The sequence below is a fragment of the Dechloromonas aromatica RCB genome, assembly GCF_000012425.1.
The window spans coordinates 2,787,904-2,808,227 of the sequence record NC_007298.1 but is presented as its reverse complement, the minus strand read 5'-3'; the positions used below and the strand labels follow the sequence as shown (position 1 = coordinate 2,808,227).

At 58.2% G+C, this 20,324-nt stretch carries 18 protein-coding genes; 7 read left to right on the top strand and 11 right to left on the bottom strand.

Features of this window, described 5'->3' with window-relative positions:
* Positions 1–202: 202 nt before the first annotated feature.
* Genes DARO_RS13350 through DARO_RS13340 form a run of 3 tightly spaced genes read right to left on the bottom strand, consistent with a single transcriptional unit; the run spans position 203 to position 4,431 of the window.
* Positions 203–2,842 (bottom strand): molybdopterin-dependent oxidoreductase, encoded by a 2,640-nt coding sequence (locus DARO_RS13350; RefSeq protein ID WP_011288334.1) that lies wholly within the window; start codon positions 2,840–2,842, stop codon positions 203–205.
* Positions 2,843–2,867: 25 nt separating this feature from the next.
* A complete protein-coding gene (gene nrfD / locus DARO_RS13345; protein WP_011288333.1) occupies positions 2,868–3,725 on the bottom strand; it encodes an NrfD/PsrC family molybdoenzyme membrane anchor subunit in 858 nt (285 codons plus the stop codon).
* 10 nt (positions 3,726–3,735) lie between these two features.
* Positions 3,736–4,431, bottom strand: coding sequence for a 4Fe-4S dicluster domain-containing protein (locus DARO_RS13340; protein ID WP_011288332.1), 696 nt, complete (start codon positions 4,429–4,431; stop codon positions 3,736–3,738).
* Between the two features lie 289 nt (positions 4,432–4,720).
* Between DARO_RS13340 and DARO_RS13335 the strand changes: the two genes are divergently transcribed.
* Genes DARO_RS13335 through DARO_RS13325 form a run of 3 tightly spaced genes read left to right on the top strand, consistent with a single transcriptional unit; the run spans position 4,721 to position 8,380 of the window.
* Positions 4,721–5,599 carry a substrate-binding domain-containing protein gene (locus DARO_RS13335; RefSeq protein WP_011288331.1) on the top strand — a complete coding sequence of 293 codons (879 nt, stop codon included), beginning with the start codon at positions 4,721–4,723 and terminating at the stop codon, positions 5,597–5,599.
* A complete protein-coding gene (locus DARO_RS13330; protein ID WP_011288330.1) occupies positions 5,596–7,050 on the top strand; it encodes a HAMP domain-containing sensor histidine kinase in 1,455 nt (484 codons plus the stop codon). Before DARO_RS13335 ends, DARO_RS13330 begins: the two co-directional genes overlap by 4 nt.
* Positions 7,034–8,380, top strand: coding sequence for a sigma-54-dependent transcriptional regulator (locus DARO_RS13325; protein ID WP_011288329.1), 1,347 nt, complete (start codon positions 7,034–7,036; stop codon positions 8,378–8,380). The genes DARO_RS13330 and DARO_RS13325 overlap by 17 nt, the downstream gene beginning before the upstream one ends.
* A gap of 80 nt (positions 8,381–8,460) precedes the next feature.
* Here the strand turns inward: DARO_RS13325 and DARO_RS13320 are convergent, their stop codons facing one another.
* The 8 genes from DARO_RS13320 to DARO_RS13285 all read right to left on the bottom strand — a co-directional run bounded on the left by DARO_RS13320 (position 8,461) and on the right by DARO_RS13285 (position 16,396).
* The gene (locus DARO_RS13320) at positions 8,461–9,084 is read right to left on the bottom strand and encodes a DUF4400 domain-containing protein (protein ID WP_011288328.1); all 624 of its coding nucleotides are present in this window, start codon (positions 9,082–9,084) and stop codon (positions 8,461–8,463) included.
* Positions 9,081–10,988 carry a conjugative transfer system coupling protein TraD gene (gene traD / locus DARO_RS13315; RefSeq protein ID WP_011288327.1) on the bottom strand — a complete coding sequence of 636 codons (1,908 nt, stop codon included), beginning with the start codon at positions 10,986–10,988 and terminating at the stop codon, positions 9,081–9,083. The genes DARO_RS13320 and traD overlap by 4 nt, the downstream gene beginning before the upstream one ends.
* A 1-nt stretch (position 10,989) precedes the next feature.
* A complete protein-coding gene (gene mobH, locus DARO_RS13310) occupies positions 10,990–12,639 on the bottom strand; it encodes a MobH family relaxase (protein ID WP_011288326.1) in 1,650 nt (549 codons plus the stop codon).
* Positions 12,640–12,720: 81 nt separating this feature from the next.
* The gene (locus tag DARO_RS13305; RefSeq protein ID WP_011288325.1) at positions 12,721–13,359 is read right to left on the bottom strand and encodes a FlhC family transcriptional regulator; all 639 of its coding nucleotides are present in this window, start codon (positions 13,357–13,359) and stop codon (positions 12,721–12,723) included.
* Positions 13,360–13,370: 11 nt separating this feature from the next.
* Positions 13,371–13,670 (bottom strand): hypothetical protein, encoded by a 300-nt coding sequence (locus tag DARO_RS13300; RefSeq protein ID WP_011288324.1) that lies wholly within the window; start codon positions 13,668–13,670, stop codon positions 13,371–13,373.
* Positions 13,671–14,645: 975 nt separating this feature from the next.
* The gene (locus tag DARO_RS13295; RefSeq protein ID WP_011288323.1) at positions 14,646–14,927 is read right to left on the bottom strand and encodes a pentapeptide MXKDX repeat protein; all 282 of its coding nucleotides are present in this window, start codon (positions 14,925–14,927) and stop codon (positions 14,646–14,648) included.
* A 71-nt stretch (positions 14,928–14,998) separates the two neighbouring features.
* Positions 14,999–15,787: a molybdopterin-dependent oxidoreductase gene (locus tag DARO_RS13290; protein ID WP_011288322.1), complete on the bottom strand. Its 789-nt coding sequence runs from the start codon at positions 15,785–15,787 to the stop codon at positions 14,999–15,001.
* Positions 15,788–15,799: 12 nt separating this feature from the next.
* Positions 15,800–16,396, bottom strand: coding sequence for a cytochrome b/b6 domain-containing protein (locus DARO_RS13285; protein ID WP_011288321.1), 597 nt, complete (start codon positions 16,394–16,396; stop codon positions 15,800–15,802).
* Between the two features lie 149 nt (positions 16,397–16,545).
* Here DARO_RS13285 and DARO_RS13280 point away from each other — a divergent pair, with 149 nt between their 5' ends.
* The 4 genes from DARO_RS13280 to DARO_RS13270 all read left to right on the top strand — a co-directional run bounded on the left by DARO_RS13280 (position 16,546) and on the right by DARO_RS13270 (position 20,305).
* Complete coding sequence (locus DARO_RS13280; protein WP_011288320.1) at positions 16,546–17,118, top strand: sigma-70 family RNA polymerase sigma factor; 573 nt, start codon at positions 16,546–16,548, stop codon at positions 17,116–17,118.
* On the top strand, positions 17,115–17,756 hold the full coding sequence (locus DARO_RS13275) for a DUF1109 domain-containing protein (protein WP_011288319.1): 642 nt from the start codon (positions 17,115–17,117) through the stop codon (positions 17,754–17,756). Before DARO_RS13280 ends, DARO_RS13275 begins: the two co-directional genes overlap by 4 nt.
* A gap of 96 nt (positions 17,757–17,852) precedes the next feature.
* The gene (locus tag DARO_RS22380) at positions 17,853–18,206 is read left to right on the top strand and encodes a cupin domain-containing protein (protein ID WP_198134040.1); all 354 of its coding nucleotides are present in this window, start codon (positions 17,853–17,855) and stop codon (positions 18,204–18,206) included.
* Positions 18,207–18,289: 83 nt separating this feature from the next.
* Positions 18,290–20,305: a PAS domain S-box protein gene (locus DARO_RS13270; protein ID WP_011288317.1), complete on the top strand. Its 2,016-nt coding sequence runs from the start codon at positions 18,290–18,292 to the stop codon at positions 20,303–20,305.
* The last annotated feature ends 19 nt before the right edge of the window (positions 20,306–20,324 follow it).

The following is a 20,324-nucleotide window of genomic DNA, read 5'->3' as shown; positions in this document are numbered from 1 at the left end:
CGCGCGGTGCAGTCATCTGCACAAGCGACTGGCAACGCCGCGATGCGCCCAAAGCCGGGCCGCCCGAAGGGTTGGGTCAGCGGCGGGCGATCGCCGCGTTGCCCTGCTTGGCCAGGGATGACCCTGGCCAGTGCCGAGCGCCTTGCGCTCATCCCGCCGCTGACCCAATGCGAGCCCTCCACGCGACCCGAATCCGCTCTAATCAATGCCCGCCGCCAGCCTTGTGCTTGACGCTATCCGGGCCAGCCCAGGCGGCCATTTCCGGATGCATCTTGCGGTGCAGGTCGCCGGTGTAGGCATAGCGCATGGTCTCTTTGTAAGCTGCCACGTGCTTTTCCCAGTTGCCCTCGCTATCGCCATACTTGTCGTTGGGGCCGGCCTTGGTCACTTTGACCACGGTGTCGTACCAGCCTTGGGAGCCACCGATCGGGTCAGCCACGACCGGGATGATGTTGTTTGGATGGACACCCTTGTCATCCCACCAGACGTTGTTAAGGTCCGGATCGTCAGCACCATGGCTATACTCGCCCTTCTTGTCCTTCAGCTTGAGCGTTGCCAGACGGCCGTATTCCCAGTGGCCGAAGCCGGTCGGGATGGACACCACCTTGGGATGGATGCCTTCAGTGACATAAGCCTTGGTCACCAGATGGCCAACCGCGCTTTCGACGCGGACCAGATCGCCGGTCTTGACGCCCAACTTGGCGGCGGTTTCCGGATTCATCCAGGCCGGGTTGCTGTGGGCGATCTCGGCCAGCCATTTGACGGCGGCGGTACGCGATTGCTTGTGCACATTGAGCTTGAAGGTGGAAAGGATCAGGTCATCGTCCTTCATTGCCTCATGCCAGGGAATGCGCTTGAAGGTCGGCATCGGGTTGAAGCCATACTCGGCCCACTGGTCGACACGGACGTTGATCAGCCGGTTGCCGGTCGGGAACCCAACGCAGTTCTTGCCGTTGCGCCGGACGCCGATGGCCTTGCCGTTCTTGCTGATGATGCCCTTGCTGTCGACCGTGGCACCGGTCATGTCGGCGGTCGACAGTTCCTTCAGGTAGAGCCCGTAGTCGGCCTTGATCTCGCGGCCCGTCTTGTCGGATATCTTGCCGGTCTTCGGATCGAGCTTGCCGTAAATCGGCCAGACGCCGTGCTTTTTCAGGAAATCGAGACCGCCGGCTTCCTTGAGGCCGGGCACGTTGTCGAAGTGATGGCGCATATAGTCCTCGCCATCCTTGAAGTCCCAGAACTGCTTCATGCCGCGTTTGCCGTCCGGGTCCAGCTTGTGAATGATGTCGCGCAGCAGCACACGGTTTTCGCGCGATTCGCCGAGCGACTTGTGCACCGGCTGGCGAATGCCCAGCCACGGCCACAACGAGTTGGGCATTGATTCCGGTTCCCAGCGCTCCAGATACGGGCAGTCCGGTAGGATCAGGTCAGCCAGCGCCGTTTCCTCGCCCATGAATGGGCTCATCGAGACGAGGTAGGGAATCAGCTTTTCGTCCTTGAACAACTTGCCCCAGACCGCCATTGAACCAGGGTTGGTATAAACCGGGTTGTCCTGGTAGGTGAAGTACACGTTGATCTTCTGACGACCTTCGGCGATCCAGAAAGGAACCAGGTGGCTGACCTTGTGGGCAGCCAGCGGATACTCCGGCGGATGGGCGAGTACCGAGTCATGCGTCGGCTTGCCCGGTTCCGGCATCGGCTGGGGCCAGCCCATGCCGCGCGGCAGGCAGTAGCCGCCTTTTTTCTCGACGTTGCCGGTCATGATCGGCAGCATCATGCAGGCCTTCTCGTTGTACGAGCCGTAGAGATGCTTGGCCGGACCACGATAGGTAAATAGCGTTGCCGGCTTGGTAGTTGCGAACTCGCGGGCAATACGCTCGATGGTCTCAACCGGTACGCCAGAAATCTTCGAAGCCCATTCCGGCGTGTATTGCTTGTAATGCGCTTTCAGTTCATCGACTGTGACATTGGTCCAGTTGGTGATGAAATCCGAATCCTGCAGATCCTCGCGCAGGATGACATGGCCGATGGCCAGCGCCACGGCGCCGTCGGTGGCCGGAAAGACAGGAATCCACTCGTCCGAGAAGCCTGCGGTATTGGACAGCCGGACGTCGAAGGTGACGATCTTCATCTGGTTGTCGACGCGGCCTTCGGTCACCCGTTGCGACAGCGGGTTGTGGAAGTAGGACGCTTCCAGCACGTTGGATCCGAAGTTCAGCACGTACTTGGCGTTGGCGAAGTCCGGCGTTTCAATATCCGGGCCCCAGGTCGGTTCCATGCCGACTTTCTTCGACGATTCGCAGACCGAGGTGTGGTTGACCACCGTCGCCGAGCCCAGGGTCTTCATGAAACGGTCGATGCTGCCGCCGGTCCGGTTGCGACCGTACTTGAGCATGATGGTGTTGGGATCTTCCTTGAGCGCCGCGTCGAGCTTCTCAGTCAGTTCGGCCAGCGCCTCATCCCAGGTGATGCGCTTCCACTTGCCCTCACCACGGGCACCGACCCGTTTCAAGGGGTAGAGGATGCGATCCGGATCGTAGCTGTACCACATGCCCGAATTGCCCTTGGCGCAGAGGCGGCCACGGGTCGAGACATGTTCGGGATTACCTTCGAGTTTGACCACCCGGTCGTTTTCGACATAGGCGATGGCGCCGTCCTGGATGTTGCAGACGTGGCAGTTAACCGGGATGGCCTTGCGCTCGGCACCGCTGACCGGACCGAAATCCTTGCCGCCGAGATCGTTTTCCATCGCCGACAGCAGACGGGGGGCAGCGGCTGCAGCAGCCCCGGAACCGGCACTGACCTTGAGGAAGGTACGACGTGTGACTTTGGGCATTTCCATTTTCTTTATCTCCTCGCGACCTGGATCAATACAGGGTCTGTAGTTGTTGCGGGGCCATCAGCAGGACATAGCGCAAGGCTGCACTACCGGCCAGAATGAGCAGGGCAGAAACCAGCACCACCCCTTGGCTTTTGCCCATCGGTGCGAACAGCATCAGCGCTGGCGCAACGCTGCCACCGAGAAAGCCGACGCCGATAAAGAGCAGTCCCATCGTCCCCGTGGTCATGATCATGAAGGTCAGTTCGGCGGCCGAGCCACCGTAATTGGTCGTGCCCATGATCGAAACCAGCATGACGGCGACTGCGCCGGCTGACCAAAGCATGTATTCGCGCAGAACCTTTTGTGCTTCGGCGTTGCCAGCGGCAAGCAAGGCGCCAACCGCCGAACCCGAGGCAATGGCCAAGGCAACGAAGAGCACCGGCATGATCGGCGTGTTCCAGACCGGCCGCGACTGATGCACCGTCAGGTCGAAGCCGGTGTAGATGGGCAGACCGAGAGCGAGCAGGGCGGTGATCAGGGCCAGCAATTGACCGTTCTTTTCATCGCCTTTGCGCAGCGCCAGGATATAGACGATGGACGCGATGCTGAAGGCGACGATATTGAGAGCTCCCCAGGCCAGCGGCGACGTGAAGTTCAGGTACGCCGGATTGAGGATGTTGAGGAAGCGCATCGGCTGCGACAGATCGGCAATCAGCAGCATGCCGCCCAGGCCAAGCAGGACGAAGGAGGCATAGGCTGTCTTTTCCCGCAGAGGACGTAGCGCCGGTGTGCGCCACGAGCCGTAGGAAATGAAAGAGAGGCCGGCAAGTATGCCAATCACGAAGAAATAGACGGCATAACTCGCATGCCAAGACACATCATGGAACCAGACGTAATCACCCATGATTCTCCCCTTAGATCTTGAAGTGGTTCTTGAAGGCGGAGCGTTCCGGCTCCATCACTTCGCGCTTTTGGTAGGCGTCGCGACCGAACTCGGTGGCGTTGCGGTCTGCCCCGATGTAGAACACGTGCGGCTTGGTGCCTTCTTCCGGGCGCAGTACCTGGGTCGCGTTCTTTGCCACCAGGTAGGAAACCTCGCTGTTCGGATCGTTGAGATCGCCGAAGACGCGGGAGCGGCCGATGCAGGTCTGGACGCAGGCGGGCACCAGATTCTGGGTGACGCGGTGGAAACAGAAGGTGCACTTGTCGACGACGTTGGTGATCGGCGTGTAGGTCCGATGTGACGGCAGCATGAAACGGGCGTTGTACGGGCAGGCTGCCATGCAGCTACGGCACCCTATGCAACGCTCGTAGCGCTGAAGAACAAAGCCGCCATCCTCAACCACAAAGGTGGCCTCGACCGGGCAATTGCGCACGCACGGAGGATCCTCGCAGTGGTTGCACAAACGGGGCAGGAACTGCTTTTTGACGTTGGGGTACTTGCCGACCACCTTGTACGGCACCCAGGTCCGATTGACACCCAGCGGGGTGTCGTACTCCGCCTTGCAGGCGACCTGACAAGCCATGCAACCGATGCAGCGGCGGGTATCGACCACCATCGCATAGCGCTTCTTGCCCCCACCTGTTGAAACTTTTGATCCTTCACTCATCTGCTTGCCTCCTCTGGTTGCAGTGGTGTGTTGCTGAACATGCTGACCTCGTCGTGGCGTGGCCAATAGCGGTGTCTTTAACGCAACAAGCAGGCCATGGCTCAGGGTTAAGTCTTCAAAGGCTTGCCGGCTGGTGATCCTGAAGGATTTACCAATGTTGAATCAATTGCCCAATTGTTACGGTGGCGTAACACTCGGGTCAATTGCTGCGGCGCAAGGTGCTACGCCAGCGTAACGACGCAAAAAATCGACTGGATGGATTGACTGGCCGACGCTTATCATCACCTTCATGTCTGCGTCAGATCGACCTCTTTTGCGCGCCACCCGGCGCCGCCTGCTGCTTGCCCTGGCTGCTCTGCCAGCTTGGCCGGCGACGGCTGCCAACGGTGATGGTGCGATTGTCCGTATCGGCCTGACACCGGTCTTTCTCGACGACCAGGTGAGCTTTCTCGGTAAATGGAGATCCTGGCTGGAACAGAAACTGGGCCGCTCTGTGGCCTTTGTCCAGCGCGGCAATTATCGTGAGATCATTGATTTGTTGCGTTCCGGGAAGATCGATTTTGCCTGGTTGTGCGGCTACCCGTACATACGCCATCGCCATGAGTTTCGCCTGGTCGCAGTGCCTTTGTGGCGCAACCAGCCGCTCTACCAGTCCTACCTCATCGTGCCGTCTGACGACCAACGCACGAAGACCATTGCCGACCTGCGCGGCAAGGTCTTCGCTTATTCCGATCCGGATTCCAATTCCGGGTATCTCTATCCGCAATACGCATTGACGATGCTGGGAGAAAAGCCGTCGACTTTCTTTTCGCGCACTTTTTTCACCTGGGCTCACCGCAAGGTTGTCGAGGCTGTTGGTGTCGGGCTGGCTGACGGTGGCGCGGTCGATGGCTACGTTTGGGATACGCTGGCCGAAGTGCGCCCTGATCTGACGGCGGCGACCCGAATCATCGATCGTTCGCCACTGCTTGGCTACCCGCCGTTTGTTGCGCGCAGTGATATTCCCGCCAAAGAAATGGAACAGTTCCGGCAGGTTTTGCTTGGTATGGCGGGCGACCCGCAGGGGGGCGAATTGCTGGGCCGCTTGCGACTGGATGGCTTCGTGAGCGGATCGCCAGCCTTGTTCGATGGCATTGCCCAGATGGCAGCCAAGGTCGGCCGGAAATGATCTTTCGCCGTAACCTTTCGTTGCGCTGGAAAATCCCGCTACGGGTGATGGCGGCAGTGCTGGGCACGGCAATTACCGTAACGGCGGCACTGGTTGTCTGGGAATACGACGAGATGCGGCAAAACCTGGAAGGCCATGCCAAGAGTCTCGGGCGGGTATTGGCCAATACCCTGGTCGCGCCGGTGCTCCATGACGACATCTGGCGAGCCTACGAAATTCTGCAGTCAGCGCGTGAAACCTATCCGGCCGCTCCCGAGTTGCAAGCCGAGGTGGTCCTTATCACCGACGCCGATTACAAGGTTTTCGTATCGACGAAGCCTCGCGAATTTCCGATCGGCAGCAGTCCAGCCACTCGCGGCGGCGCCTATGCGCAGTTGCGTACCGGCATGGTCAGCGGTGACGGGATGGCGCAGCGTGTCCTCGAACCGGCTGATTCCCCGGTCTACTTCGTGATGTCGCCGCTGGTTGCCGATGGGGTGGCACTCGGTCATGTCATTCTTGGCTACTCCAAGGTTTCTTTCGTGCCGCGCTTCGTCGGCTTGGTCAAGCGGGCGGCGCTGGTCACCGTACTGGTGCTGCTGATCATTGCGCCGATTTCCTGGGTCTGGGCCAGTCGCACCGGGGAGCCGTTGCTTCGTCTGGCTGAAGCTATGCGCCGCGTGCCGGGCGAGCTTGAGGAGTCTCGCCTGACAGACCTACCAAAAAGCGGCGACGAGATTGGCCAACTGGCAGCCGCTTATCAGCGCATGGTCTCTGAGCTAAAAAACAAGCAGGAACTGGAGCGGCAAATGCTCGTCTCCGAACGGCTCGCTGCCGTCGGCCGCCTGACGGCCGGCATCGCCCACGAAATCAACAATCCGCTGGGCGGCATGCTGACCGCCATCAACACCTACCAGCGGCACGGCAGCGGTAACGATCCGCTTGCTCTGAGCACGCTGTCGCTGCTCGAACGCGGCCTGACGCAGATTCGCCATACGGTGGGAGCACTGCTCGTCGAAAGCAAGGCCAAGGATCGCCCCTTCGCTTCCGAGGATGTGGATGATCTGCTGATCCTGGCCGAGTCCGAAGCACATGGGCGTGGTATCGGCGTCGTCGTCGAAAGCAATCTCGATGGCGCATTGCCTCTGCCGGCAACCCTGATGCGCCAGATTCTACTTAACCTGCTACTCAATGCCTTGGCTGCAGCCGAGGAGGGTGGCGGCGTGCGTTTGATCGTCGAGTCAGCCGAAAAGCAATTGCACCTGGCTGTGACCAACGATGGTGACTACATTCCGCAGGAACGCATGGATACCCTGTTCGAGCCTTTCGTTACGACCAGCGAGCGCGGCAATGGCCTGGGTTTGTGGATCGTTTATCAGATCGTTCAGCAACTGGGTGGCGAAATCGAGGTCGAGAGCCTGCCCGGCTACACTACTTTCAAGGTTGATATTCCTTATGGCAACACCGTCTGAAATCCGCCCACATCTTTGCCTGATCGAGGACGACGAGATCATGGGCGAGTCGCTTTCCCAGCGCTTCCAGTTAGAAGGCTTCGATGTCGATTGGTGGCGGACGGCTCGCGAAGCATCGGCAGCGTTGGAAAGTCGGCGCTATGGCGTCGTCGTCAGCGATATCCGCCTGCCTGACCGTAACGGCGGAGAACTTTTTCTCGATCTGACCAAACGCCTGCCGATGTTGCCGCCTTTTTTGTTCATGACCGGTTACGGGAGCATTGATCGAGCCGTCGAATTGCTCAAGGCAGGCGCTGCCGACTACATTACCAAGCCATTCGATACCGATGCCCTTGTTGAAAAAGTATGCGGTCTCGCCGAATGCTATGGCGCCCGCGGTACGAATGAGGGAGATGCACTGGGCGTTTCTCCTGTCATGCAGCGTATTGCGGAGAGCTTGCCCCGGTTGGCTCGCCACGCGTCGGCGCTATTGATCACTGGCGAGTCAGGTGTTGGCAAGGAGCACGTAGCCAAGGAATTCCACCGCCATGCCGTCGGCAATTCAGCCCCTTTTGTTGCGGTGAACTGCGCTGCGATACCGGACTCATTACTGGAAGCAGAGCTTTTCGGCTACGAAAAAGGTGCTTTCACCGGGGCAGTTAAAGCCAAGCGTGGATATTTCGAGTTAGCCAACAATGGCACGCTTTTTCTCGACGAAATCGGTGAGATGCCACCGTCGATGCAGGCCAAACTGCTGCGCGTAATCCAGGAGCGTACTTTGGTACGGTTAGGGGGGGAGTCAGTTGTTGCCGTCAATTTTCGGCTGGTCTGTGCTACCCATCAGGACTTGAAGGCAATGGTCGAGATGGGCGACTTTCGAGAGGATTTGTACTACCGGATCAACGTTATTCAATTGCGCATTCCACCCCTTCGAGAGCGTCAGGACGATATACGCTGGTTCGTACGGCACTACGTGGAAATCTTCAATCGAGCCAACCCATCGGAATCCCGTCGGCTTGATCCGCGAACCGAGCAGGTTCTCACCAGTTATCTCTGGCCAGGCAATGTCCGTGAGTTGAAGCACGCTGTAGAACGGGCTTGCATCCTCTCCCCCGGGCCCCTATTGGGGGCTGAGGCCTTTTTTGGAGACAGTCTGGAATGTGGCGAATCGGCGGGGGAGATTTCCCCATCGCTAGCCGACTACCTGATGGCTTGCGAGCGTGACTATCTTCAGGTCGCGCTGGACAAACATGGCTGGCACATGACCCAGACAGCCGAAGCCCTTGGCATTTCCAGAAAGACGCTCTGGGAAAAGTTGCGGAGGATGGGAATACACGCAGAGGAGGGATAATTTGCGGTTTCAAGAGTTTCGGTATCGTCCCCTGTACTCAGGTCAATATGGGTGTTGACAGCCCATTCGCGGGCGATTCGTCATCCGCGTAGATGAAAACACCCCAGTGCCCGGCTGACCAGCACACCAACCACCAGTGGCGCGCAGGGCAGCAGTAGCGGATGCAGCCTCATCGGCAATACAAAGCCAATGACGGTTGCGCAGAGTACGGCAATGCCGAGGCTGGCATACAACGCAAACATCTCCGGATCGTGCTGCCGGAACTCTTTGGCCTTGATGAACCGTGCGAACCAGCCATCGGCAATCGCCGCCATAACGAATGCGGTCAATAGGGGTAGCCATTCGAGCAAGGTCGACAAGCGATAGCTTGCGAGCAAGAGCAGCGCATCGACGGAGCGGAAGTAGGGGTTGTTGAAGAGCCGTTGGTTGACCGAGGTCATTTCAAGCAACACTGCGCCATTCACCGCAGATGTCGAAGGCGCATCCTTTGTAGCAGGGATTGGGGTGACATTGGCGGTCGCTTCCTGCATCCGCACAGCCCGATCCAGCATACGCTCGGCGGGCTGTGGACTCCAGTACTCAACAGCTATCCGATGTTCGTCGCGCAACAGTGCAAGGAATCGTTCTGGCGGATGGGCCGAGGGTACGTACAGCACCAGAATCAACAGAATGAGCAGCGATAGTATGGCCACTGCGCGGATCATGCGGCCACCTTCGTGGGCGTTTGTGGCGTATCCGCATCGGGATCGATGATCGGAAACCGCCCCTTGATGATCCGGCCGCCGGAAACCGAGGCGAAGTACTGGAGATTGGGCAATTTGCCCAAGATATCGGCAGGGACCATCTCCTCAAAACTTTCGGAGAGTTGAGTCGAGTAACTCGATGAGAAGTCCCCCAGATGGGCATCTGAGCCATGACTCAGACCTACCCGCACCGTATGAATCGCGGTCTTGCCGAAGGTTTCGACGACGAAGTCCTGGGTCGGCCGGTCCTTGGTGCGCAGGGCGATCAGGTTGTTGAGGTTGCCCAAGGCCATGCGGGCTGCATCCTCGCTCCCCAGCCGCTTGGCCAGGTCGGCCAGGGTCTGCATGGCGCAGGTCGTGAAGATACCGCCCTCGGCGCCCTTGTTGAGAATCTCGATCAACGGCTGGTTGATGACATTGGCCACTTCATCGACGAACAGCGCAATGCGCCGGTAAATGCCCAAGTTGTAGCGCATGCCGGCCCGAGCCGCCTGGTCGGCCAGGGCCAGGGCGCCAATGGCCGAGGCGACCGACGGATCGGGCAGGGAATCCAGGCACATGTAGAGCACATGGCCGGCGCGTTCGATCTTCTCGAAATTCATGATCGGACGGGTGTCGTCGGCATCGAACGGGTCTGGCGAGAGGCTGCGCCCCAGGTCTCCCGAGGTCAGCATTGACAGGATGGGTAGCACGTTGGCAGTGATCTTCTGGTAGTGCTCCCGGTTATGGCGGAAGGTGCGCACCTGCGCGTCAATCACCTTGTTGCGCTGGTTTTGGGCGATGTGGTGCTCGTAGTAGGCGACGAAAGCCATCAAGTCGGCGCTGGCCGCTTCCGACGGCCGCTTCAGGTTGCCACGCTGAGCATCGTTGAGCAGCTTTTTCATCGCCGGCAGATCGTGCCAGCCGGCGCCCAGGGTCTGGTCGTAGTAGCGGCGCAGCGATCCTTCCAGCACCGGTTCGATGCCGCCCTCGATGTACTTGGTGAGTTTCATCAGGTTGGGCCGCTCTTCGATTTCGACCAGGCCTTGCACCACGACGTTGACCGCGTCCCAGCCGAAGGCCGAGAAGGCGCCCGCCGTGTCAGGCGGCATGATGGACTGGATGCGCGAGGCGATTTCGGTGGGTTTCTGCCAGTTGAAGGTGAAATCCAGCCGTACGCCGCGCTCCGGGAAAGCCGGGTGGAATTCCAGGAAGGTGTCCTGATCCCGGTAGTCTGCGCAGGCGCGCTCGACCACACGCTTCAGCCGACGGCTGTTCTTCGGGTCGATGACAATCACGACATCGCCGCGCCGGATCGCCTGGGTGATCAGGTTGGCCAAGGCGACGCCCTTGCCGGACTGGGTGGTGCCGACCAGCAGCGTGCCGCCCTCGAAGTTCTGCAGCGGCCGGTACAAGGGGACTTCCTGTGGCTCGACACCGTGGATGTAGGGCAGGCCGATCTCGGCGTCCGGCTGGGGCTTGGGGCCGTAACCGAGCAACTGCAGCCAGCGCGGCGACAGCGCGAACTCCCGGTAGTCGATCTTGGCCAGTTCATAGAGTCGCTGCGAATGCACGGGCTGCCATTCGAAGCCGAAGCCCAGGAACACCGAGGCCGGCTCGGGGCAGTAGAGGGCAAGAGCGTCGGTGCCGATGACCTCAACAGCGCGTCCGCATAGGGCGGCGCGCAGGATCAATATGTGCAGCGCCTGGGCCACCCGCCATACGCCCATGGCGAAACAGGCTATAGAGAGTGGCAGTGCCAACTGTCGCGGAAGGGTTCCGGTGACGCCGATTACCACGAAATAGAGGAGTGCCAGCCCCCAGGCGATGGCGGCATAGGCTTCGTAGGCCCGGCGCCAAGGCATCTCGTAGCGGCGGACCAGCATCTCAGTTGTTCTCTTCGGTTGAAGCGGCAAAGGCGGCCGGATCGAGTCCGCTCACGTAGCGCGGGTCGAGTACGATGCCGATGGTCTGGTGGCCGTTGAACTCGCGGGAGTGTGTCGGTGGACCGTCGGGGGCTTGCTTCACCAACATGCTGGTCTCGCTGAGGGCGCGCATGGCTAGGGACGGTTGAACACCGCGGCGCACGAATTCATCGAGCGGCACGAACAGCCCTTCGGCGACGGTACACACGATGGGCGACCCCATGCCTTCGTTCAGCGTCCGAACGGCATTCGCCAAGGCGTCCCGCACCAGGGGATTTAGGCGCAGGGGGGCTTGCAAGGCGAACGTGCTCTGCGTAGACGCCTGCGAGGATGAGTTGAAGCCTTCTTCAACCGGCGCTGGATTGGCGTCATCGCCGCCGGGCGAGGGAATCAGCGGTAACTGGGGATTTTCCGGTGCGGGCATTGGGGCGGGTTGGGGTGTTGGCGGTCCAGCCGAAGCAGGCGCCGGTGGCGGTTTGAATTCCAGTGCTTGCGGCAAGATTTCCGGTGGCGGATCGATCCCGGAGAGGACGATGGCTGAGGCCGAGAACTTGGCGGCTTCCAGTGGCGCCTTGCTGCCCGGCGGGAGGATGGACCAAGTTGAGCGGTCAGCGCCGGCCGCTTCGAAGACGCCGGCCGCCAGCAGGAGTTCCAACATGGTTTCCGGCGCCTTTGGAATGCCCGCTAACTGGTCGGATTCGAGCAACTGACAGACATCCTCGGCGCCGCCGGGCCAGACCAGGAAGAGTCCGTCCTGGCCTAGCCACAGGCGCGACTTCTCCCGATTGGGGGTCCAGGCCGGATTCCTGCTGGCGAGCCGCCGCAAGGCGTCGACCAGATAGCGCTCCAAGTGGGAGCCGTACTGCGGCGACCCGTAGCGGTCGGCGCTGGCCGCGAGGTTGCGGTCGATGACCAAGGCCAGCGAGCGGCGGACGAGTTCGTCGAGAATGTTGTGCTCACGATAGACCGGGATGCCGCTGATACTGGCCAGCAGATGCGGCACGATAATGCTGTTGCCTTCGGAAAGATCGGCCATGACGGCCGGAGCTACGACCTGTGGAAGCGCGAACAGGCCCAGGCCGCGGGCCTCGATCGCCTGCGGTCGCCAGCGCAGGAAATAGCGCTCGGCGCGATGGGCGGCCAACCAGTCGGCCAGCGGCATCAGGAAAACCGGCCACGCCTCGCCGACGGTATCGGTGACGATCACATGGCTCATCAAACGATGCAATTCACAGCACAGGCCAGCAATGAATGTCGCATGGCGCCAGCGCGGTTCCAGTTGGCGGCGTGCCGAGATGCTCATCCGTCCCGAAAAGATATGGGCGTCGGTCCCTTGCAGACTGAAAAAGGCGGTTTCCAGACCAAGCCGAAGGAGCCCGCCCGGCTTGCTGAAGTAGTTGTCGGCGGTCGCCGGCAGCAGGTGCACGCAGGCGGCATAACGCCGGACCAGCGTCAGTACTTCGCGCTCGAAGCACTCCCGGTCGGTGCCGTAGCATAGCTTGATGCGCGCGATCAGGTCCGCTTCGCTGGCCAGCAGTTCATCGACCGACAGGGCGGCAAAGCCCGGGTCGGAGGCGGGGTAGGGACTGACGGGAGTTGGTGTTACGGCCATGGCTGCACAGCGCTGTTCGCACGGGAGGTCAAGCGCCCCATTCTTCGGTCAACGACTTTGTCTGTCGCGGCAAAACGGCGCTTATTCAGCGGGGTTATCGCCTTCGGCACAGGGGCTTAGCTTGTGAAAGAGAGCGAGCATGCCCAGTTGGCGCGCGGTCATGTCGATGGCTGGGCGGGCCGGATAAGATGCCTGGATACGGTGGTCGACGTGAAAGCGCTCAAGCAGTTTACAGAAGGGGCAGGCCTCGCCGGGGTGGATGATGGTGCCGACTGCCGCGATGAACTCGCAGCCGCAACCCGGACAAGTCAGGATGGTCAGCGTTGGTGCACTGGCCAACCAGATGCCGTCGACGTAGGAGATAAGGTTGAAGGCCCGGTCCAGGCTGATCCGGTAAGGCGGTTGGGTGACCGACTGATAGGCACGATACGCCAGGATCAAGGCTTCCGCGGCGGTGAGGCCATGGCTGCGCAATTGGTGGTACTTGGCGCCAATGAGGCAGGCATCGGTGCGCAATATGAGGTTGGCGCCGTGGTACCACTCGGCCGAGTCCGGGGCTCGACCACGGGGAATCGTGTGTGCGTCGGGGAAGAAAAGACTTTGCACCTGGCGCGGTGGCATGCCGGTCATGATGTGAATCGTTTTCAAGCGGGCGCCGAGTGCAGCCAGTTGCTTTGCTTGTTGCATCGCGTGCAAGTGCCGGTCACCTCGGGTCGGCATGCCTGGTCTTCCTAGCGCCGGATTTTCATTGGTATGGGGGGATGAATGATGGCCATGGGGCCTGCCAGGGCTCGCGGCGCACTTAGCAGTGTCGCCAGATCGGCACGCGGCGGGAACAGGGTCGTGTCGCCGACATGGAGCACCAGGGACCACAGTTCATCGAGGCTTAAGCCCTTGAGGTAATCGGCCAGTTTTGTGTCGAGTGCGAATTTGCAACAGGTTGAAGCCCGATCATGTTGTAGACCGGCGCGAATGACGGCAAGCACATTCAGGTTGATCCATTCGACATCGGTGAGCGTCACGTGACTCATGATCCTGTTCTCCGGTTGGCCCTGTTGGGATGGGAGCATCAGACACTGGAGACGGAAACCTTCGTGAGCGATCCGGCGCGCCAGCCTGGTCAGAGCAAGGGGCAGTCTATTTAGAATGGATAGGTAATGGCAATAGCATTTGCGGAAAAGCTTGAGGGGTAATGTTCTTGCCATACGCAAGGGGCGATTGATGCTGTCGCTTGGGGAGTGGCGCATGCGCCGGGTGAACTATCGCGTCATGCTGGAGCGACCCAGGAAAACACTAGACTACGCAACACCCGCTGAACGATTTCACCAAACCGTTGCATCGACCGGTTGAATCCAAGGGCCGACTTCTGCCTTCTGCCATGAGAGAAAAATCTAGGAGCGGGAGTGACCTCTTGGCTGCCTACTTGGAAAACGGGCTGAGCACCACTGCGACTCGCAAGGCACTCTACCTCCGTCACCTCCCATCTCTGTTCCTGGGCTGTACCGTAGAAAGTAAGTGGCTTCCTCGCACGACGTCATCTGGCGGCAATAGCGTCGGCTGTCGCAAAAATACTCTCCGGACATCTCTGCCGCAGTGGACGGTGAAGTTGTCCCATTGAATCGGGGCATCAGCGCTTGGTAGCCTGAAAAAGATGAGCACACCAATGAAAGCTATGCAGGCCACAGTCCCTACGAACGAACCACCTCGACGCACTAGCGAATTTTGTCGGCGTGGCGATGCGGAGTTTTCGTGCTGTTGCCCAGGCCGCTGAACATTCACCGCCTTTTTCTTCTGGTCCGCATTCAAGGTTACTTCGAAGGAAAGTGCTTCGCCTACCACGGGTTTTCCACCACGACGGGGATAGCTTGAAATGTGGACGAACATTACGAAATACTGGGGCCGGCTCTCTGGCTGGTAGTCGCTCAGAACGTAGTTGGTTTTCAAAGTAATTGGAGCCTGCCGCAAATAATGAGCGGGAATGCGGTACAGGCCCCAACTTCACGCATTTATTTCTTCATTTCGTCCTTGCCCATGGCGTCTTTGGCCATTGGGTCCTTCGCCATGCCATCTTTCTTCATGGCGTCCTTCTTCATCCCATCCTTGGTCATCGCATCTTTTTTCATACCGTCCTTGGCCATATGGTCCTTGGACATCGTTTCTTTCTTCATGCCATCCTTGGCCATGCCGTCGTTGCTCATTGCATCTTTCTTCATCATGTCGTCGGCAAAAGCGGAACTGCCGACAAGCATCAAACAGGCGGCGAAAATGCTGGAAGTGATCGTTTTCATGGTGGACTCCGTTGTGGTTGGTAAGTGAGCGGCAGAAATGCCGGGTATTCAGGACAGTTGTGCGGTATTGCTCAACTGCCGCCGAACCAGTTGTACCCCTGGTCTTCCCAATAGCCCCCGGGGTAGGTGTTGGTGACAAAAATGGCCTGGATGTGTTTCGGGTTCTTGTAGCCGAGCTTGGTCGGCATGCGCAGCTTCATCGGGAAGCCGTAACGCGGCGGTAGCGGCTGGCTGTCGTAAGTCAGCGTCAGCAGGGTTTGCGGATGCAGGGCTGTCGGCATGTCGATGCTGGTGTAGTAGTCATCGGCGCATTTGAAGCCGACATACTTGGCGCTCAGATCGGCACCGACCTTGCGCAGGAAACTGGCGAACGGCACGCCGCCCCATTTGCCGATGGCACTCCAGCCCTCGACGCAAATATGTCGAGTAATCTGGTCGGTCTGCGGCATGGCACGCAACTCGGCGAGAGTCCAGGCATGTTTGTCGGCCACCATGCCGGTCACTTCCAGGCGGTAGCTTTCCTCCTCCACTTCCCGGATCTCGTCCTCGCCGTAGTAGGCGTTGAAGGGAAAGGGGCGAGTGATCATCGAATCCGGATAGGTCGGAGCCAGACGTTTCGGGTCGAACAGCCAGGCCTGGACCCTGTCGTTGAAGCGGGAGACGGTCATCAGGGCGTTCTCGACACCGCTTTCATCGACCATGGCGCAACCGCTGAGCAGCGACAGTCCGCCGAGGCTCAAGGATCGCTGTAGAAATGCGCGACGTGTCGGCTGGTCGAGGTGACGAGCGATATCCTTCATCGCGTCCTTGAGTACAAGGTCGCCATCAATCGAAAGCTGCCGGGAAGGTTTCTTGATCATGTCTGTTACTCCTTAACGGCCGCGGATCATGGCCAGCAGCGTGCGGGGAACCAGCGCCACCATGAGAAGATGAATGCCGGCGAAGGCCACCAGCGCTGCCATGGCCAGGAAATGCTCGCGCCGCGCCGCTTCGTAGCCGCCGAGCAGTTCGCGCAGCATGGGGAACTGCACCGATTTCCAGAGCACGAGGCCGGTCAGTACAAGTAGGACCGAATCGACCATCACGAATAGATAGGCGGCGCGTTGCACCATGTTGTAGTGACTCAGATCGGCGTGCGACAGCTTGCCCTTGAAGGCGGCCAGCACATCGGCCAGGAAGGCGCGGGGCGACCACGGGAAGAACTTGTGCCACAGGCGTCCGCTGACGACATTGCACGCCAGGTAGATCAGGCCATTGCCGACCAGTAGCCACATTGCCGCGAAATGCCACTGAATCGCGCCACCCAGCCATCCACCCAAGGTAATCTGCCCGGGAATGACGAAGGGGAAGACGGGTGAGGCGTTATAGATGCGCCAGCCGCTCATGACCATAATGACGACCGCGATCGCATTGACCCAATGGGTGATGCGCACCCAGAGCGGGTGGATGAGCGTCGTGTTGTTGGCCATAGCAACCCTTTCAACGGTTTTGTCCGTTTGATATCGTGTCTGAAAGGTAGTTCGGCCGAAGATGGCGAATGGTTACAAGCTCAGGCAAAATTTGTTTCCCCCACGACAGCGGCAAGTATTTTTTTCAATTGCTGTAACCAAAGGCGTCGATGCTACGAATTGATAGAGAAGCTGGGTTTCGTGCCAGGGAAGATCGCCTAAAGGATCTTCTGGTACGAAGTCTTGCCGGCGATAACGCCGCCTATCAGGTGTTTTTGACAGAACTGAGTGCGCATCTGCGCGCCTTCTTGCGACGACGCCTTGTCCGCTTGCCAGATGAAATCGAGGATCTCGTGCAGGAATCGCTCCTTGCCGTGCATAACCAGCGCCATACCTACGACTCCGCTCAGCCTTTGTCGGCATGGGTGCAGGCCATCGCCCGCTACAAGCTGGTTGATCTGCTCCGGCGGCGGGCGGCGTATGACCTGTTGAACGATCCACTGGATGAGGAAATGGAACTCTTCACCACCGCCGATTCGGATGCCGCCGAGGCGCGTCGGGATTTGAACAAACTGTTGGCCGACTTGCCCGATCAGCTCCGCCTGCCGATTGTGCACACCAAGCTGGAAGGCTTGTCAGTCAAGGAGGCGGCTGATCTGATCGGGATGTCGGAATCGGCCATCAAGGTTGGCGTCCATCGCGGCTTGAAAGCCCTCGCCGCCAAGATACGAGGTGCACTATGAAGACGGAAGACCTGATCACCATGTTGGCCACCGGGGCCGGTGCCATCGAGACACCCGCTGCCGCGCAACGCTACGCGATGGCCATCGGCTGGGGCGCAGCGGGCGCCGCCGTACTGATGTTCGCGCTCTTGCAGGTCCGCCATGATCTCGGCCAGGCAGTGTTGCTGCCGATGTTTTGGGCCAAGATCGGATTTGTCGCCTGGCTTGCCGCTGGGAGCCTGTTCGCGGCGCTCCGCCTGTCGCGGCCGGGCGCGGAAATCAGGTGGATACCGGTTGTGCTCGGGCTCCCTGTCCTTGCAATCTGGGCCATTGCTGCCTACGCGCTGATCGAGGTCGAGCCGACCGAGCGCGCTAAGCTTTTCTATGGCGATACCTGGAAATCCTGCCCGTTATTGATCGCCGTGCTCTCGGTGCCGGTGTTCGCCACCGTGCTGCACATCATGAAGGACCTAGCACCGACTCGGCCGCGGCTGGCCGGTTTCGCCGCCGGCTTGCTTTCCGGCTCCGTTGCAGCCGTCGTTTATTGCCTGCATTGCCCGGAAATGGGCGCGCCGTTCATTGGTTTCTGGTACTTGTTGGGGATGCTAATTCCGGCAGGTGCTGGAGTTTGGGTGGGAAATTCATTGCTGCGCTGGTAGCCTTTTAGAAGCAATGGATTCCGATTTAAACGTGATACTTACGTTACCGTCCGACGAAACCCTCCAAAATTTGCTACTTTGTTAAAGGAATCTAACGTGCCCCTTAAACGCATCTTTCAATCTTCTGATTTTGTGCAACCCACGATGGATGAAGAACCTAAGCGATCGATCATTACCGAATCCGCTGACGCTGTCGTTGTTATGTGGCACCTGCTTCCGGGGCAGCGCATTCGACCTCACGTTCATCCTGACGGACAGGACACATGGATTGTTATTTCTGGTAGCGGAGAATATTCATTCGACGAGGGAAAAGCGACCACGCCAATAGCCTGTGGACAAATTGTGGTGGCGCACTTAGGGCAGGTGCACGGTGTCCTCAATAACACCAACGAGCCACTTCAAATTCTTTCGGTTGTTTCTCCGGCGGATGCAGGTTATTTTTTGGTCTGAGGTGCGGCTAGCATGAATTTAACTTGTGAAGCCAAAATTCCAATCTATGTTGTTCGGTTTTGATTGAACACAGAAAATAGAATATGAAAATAGATCGGCCCGCCCTGCAAATTGCCGGAATATATGCCCTGATTGGAATCAGTTGGACTATCTTTTCAGATCAAGTCCTTCTCGCAATGACTCCGGATTTGCTTGTTTTCTCGTGGATAGGCACTTGGAAAGGTGTTGCGTTTATTTTTGCCACCGCGTGCACTATTTATTTGATTTCAAAGCCACGAGTGCGTATTGAAAATCGAGCCTCATGGAATGGCATCAGTGAGCCAGGAACAGGCTCGCTAGTTCTTGTTTTTGCGGTCTTGGCCGGAGTAATTTTGCTCGCGGGTTTTGTGCTAGTGGCTCAAATGACTGCGAAACAAAGGAATAGTGAGATTGAACGTCTGCAAGCTATTGCCGATCTCAAGGTCGGTCAAATTTTAGCTTGGCTTACGGAACGTGATGCGGATGCCAAAATGATTCTCAGCGACGATTCTCTGGTCAATTTGTATCTGGATTGGAGACAGTCCGAGTCAACTTTAGCCCGACGCCGTCTTATAGAGCGACTCCACTCTTATAAGACATCTAAAGATTATATTGAGGTTGTTTTGCTCGGGATCGATGGTGATCAATACTCGACTAGTGCAAATTCTGAAATATTGACCAAACTTCCTGCTGTGCAGGCAGCAGTGAAAGAAGCACACACAACAGGACAGTTGTTGAATACGGATATCTATCGAGACGAAGAAGGAAAACTGGGGCGAGTGCATCTGGATTTCGTGGTGCCGTTACGCTCGGGGAGCATTAAACAAGAACTGACGGTGGTGATACGTACCGACCCCAATCGGTTTTTATTTCCATTTATCCAGTCCTGGCCCATACCAAGTGCGAGTGCTGAAACGCTGTTATTTCGCCGTGAGGGTAACAACGTTTTGTTTCTGAATGAGTTGCGACACCGTTCGGATACATCTGTGCGCTTGCAGGTTCCCGTGGATGAAAAAAATTTGCTGGCATCTCAAGTTCTTCGCGGAGATGCACTTCCAGATCAGGCAGTTGAAGGTATGGACTACCGAGACATTCCTGTATTGGGCGTTGTGAAAGCCATTCCCGGAACCCCTTGGTTTCTCGTTGCAAAACTCGATAAAGGCGAACTCTATGCCGGGGCAAAGCGCGATGCCGGCTGGATTGCCTTGGCTGACATCCTGGCATTGATCGTAGCCGCAGTAGCCACTATTTTCATACGTCAGCGTGACGAACTTCGACACGCTGCAATCCAGCGTAAGGATCAGGTGGAAAAACTTCAAGCTTTGCAGTTGCTTGAAGCGATTGCCGAAGGCTCAAGTGATGCGATATATGCAAAAGATTTCGATGGGCGCTATCTCTTACTTAATCGTGAGCTTTGCCGTTTTCTGGGTAAGAGTCGGCAAGAATTATTGGGGCGAGATGATCGCGAAGTCTTCCCCTCCGAAGATGCTCAAAGAATCAGGAGCGACGATCAGAAAACCATGCAAAACGGGCTCATCGAGAGTGCCGAGGAATCATTGCCGACAACAGGAGGTCGTCGTACTTTTCTTACAACCCGAGGTCCATTGCGCGATCAGGAAGGAAGGGTAATCGGTGTCTTTGGCATAGCGCGCGACATCACCGAAAGAAATTTCCAGGAGCGAGAAATTAGAGCAGGACAGTCTCGTTTTCAGGCCATCTTCGATGGAGTGAACGATGGAATCGTTCTCCACGACTTCAGCAATGGCATGATCCTGGAAGGCAATGTCAAGGTTACTGAAATGTTCGGTTATGGTCGTCAAGAAATTAGACACCTCACCATTGTCGATTTAAGTTCAGACACGACTCCATTTACGCGAGACGTGCTTTCCAAATGGCTTGAGCGGGTTAATCAAGGAGAATCACCCGTTTTCGAATGGATGGCCAAGCACAAGGACGGACATCTCTTTTACGTTCAGATTAGTATGCGAATGGCTGAAGTATCAGGTAGATCGTGCGTGCTAGTGCTGATAAGCAAACTGCGCGATCGGGAAGAAATTAACCAAATACCTATTCTCCTGTAATTGGATAAGTCAACAACCC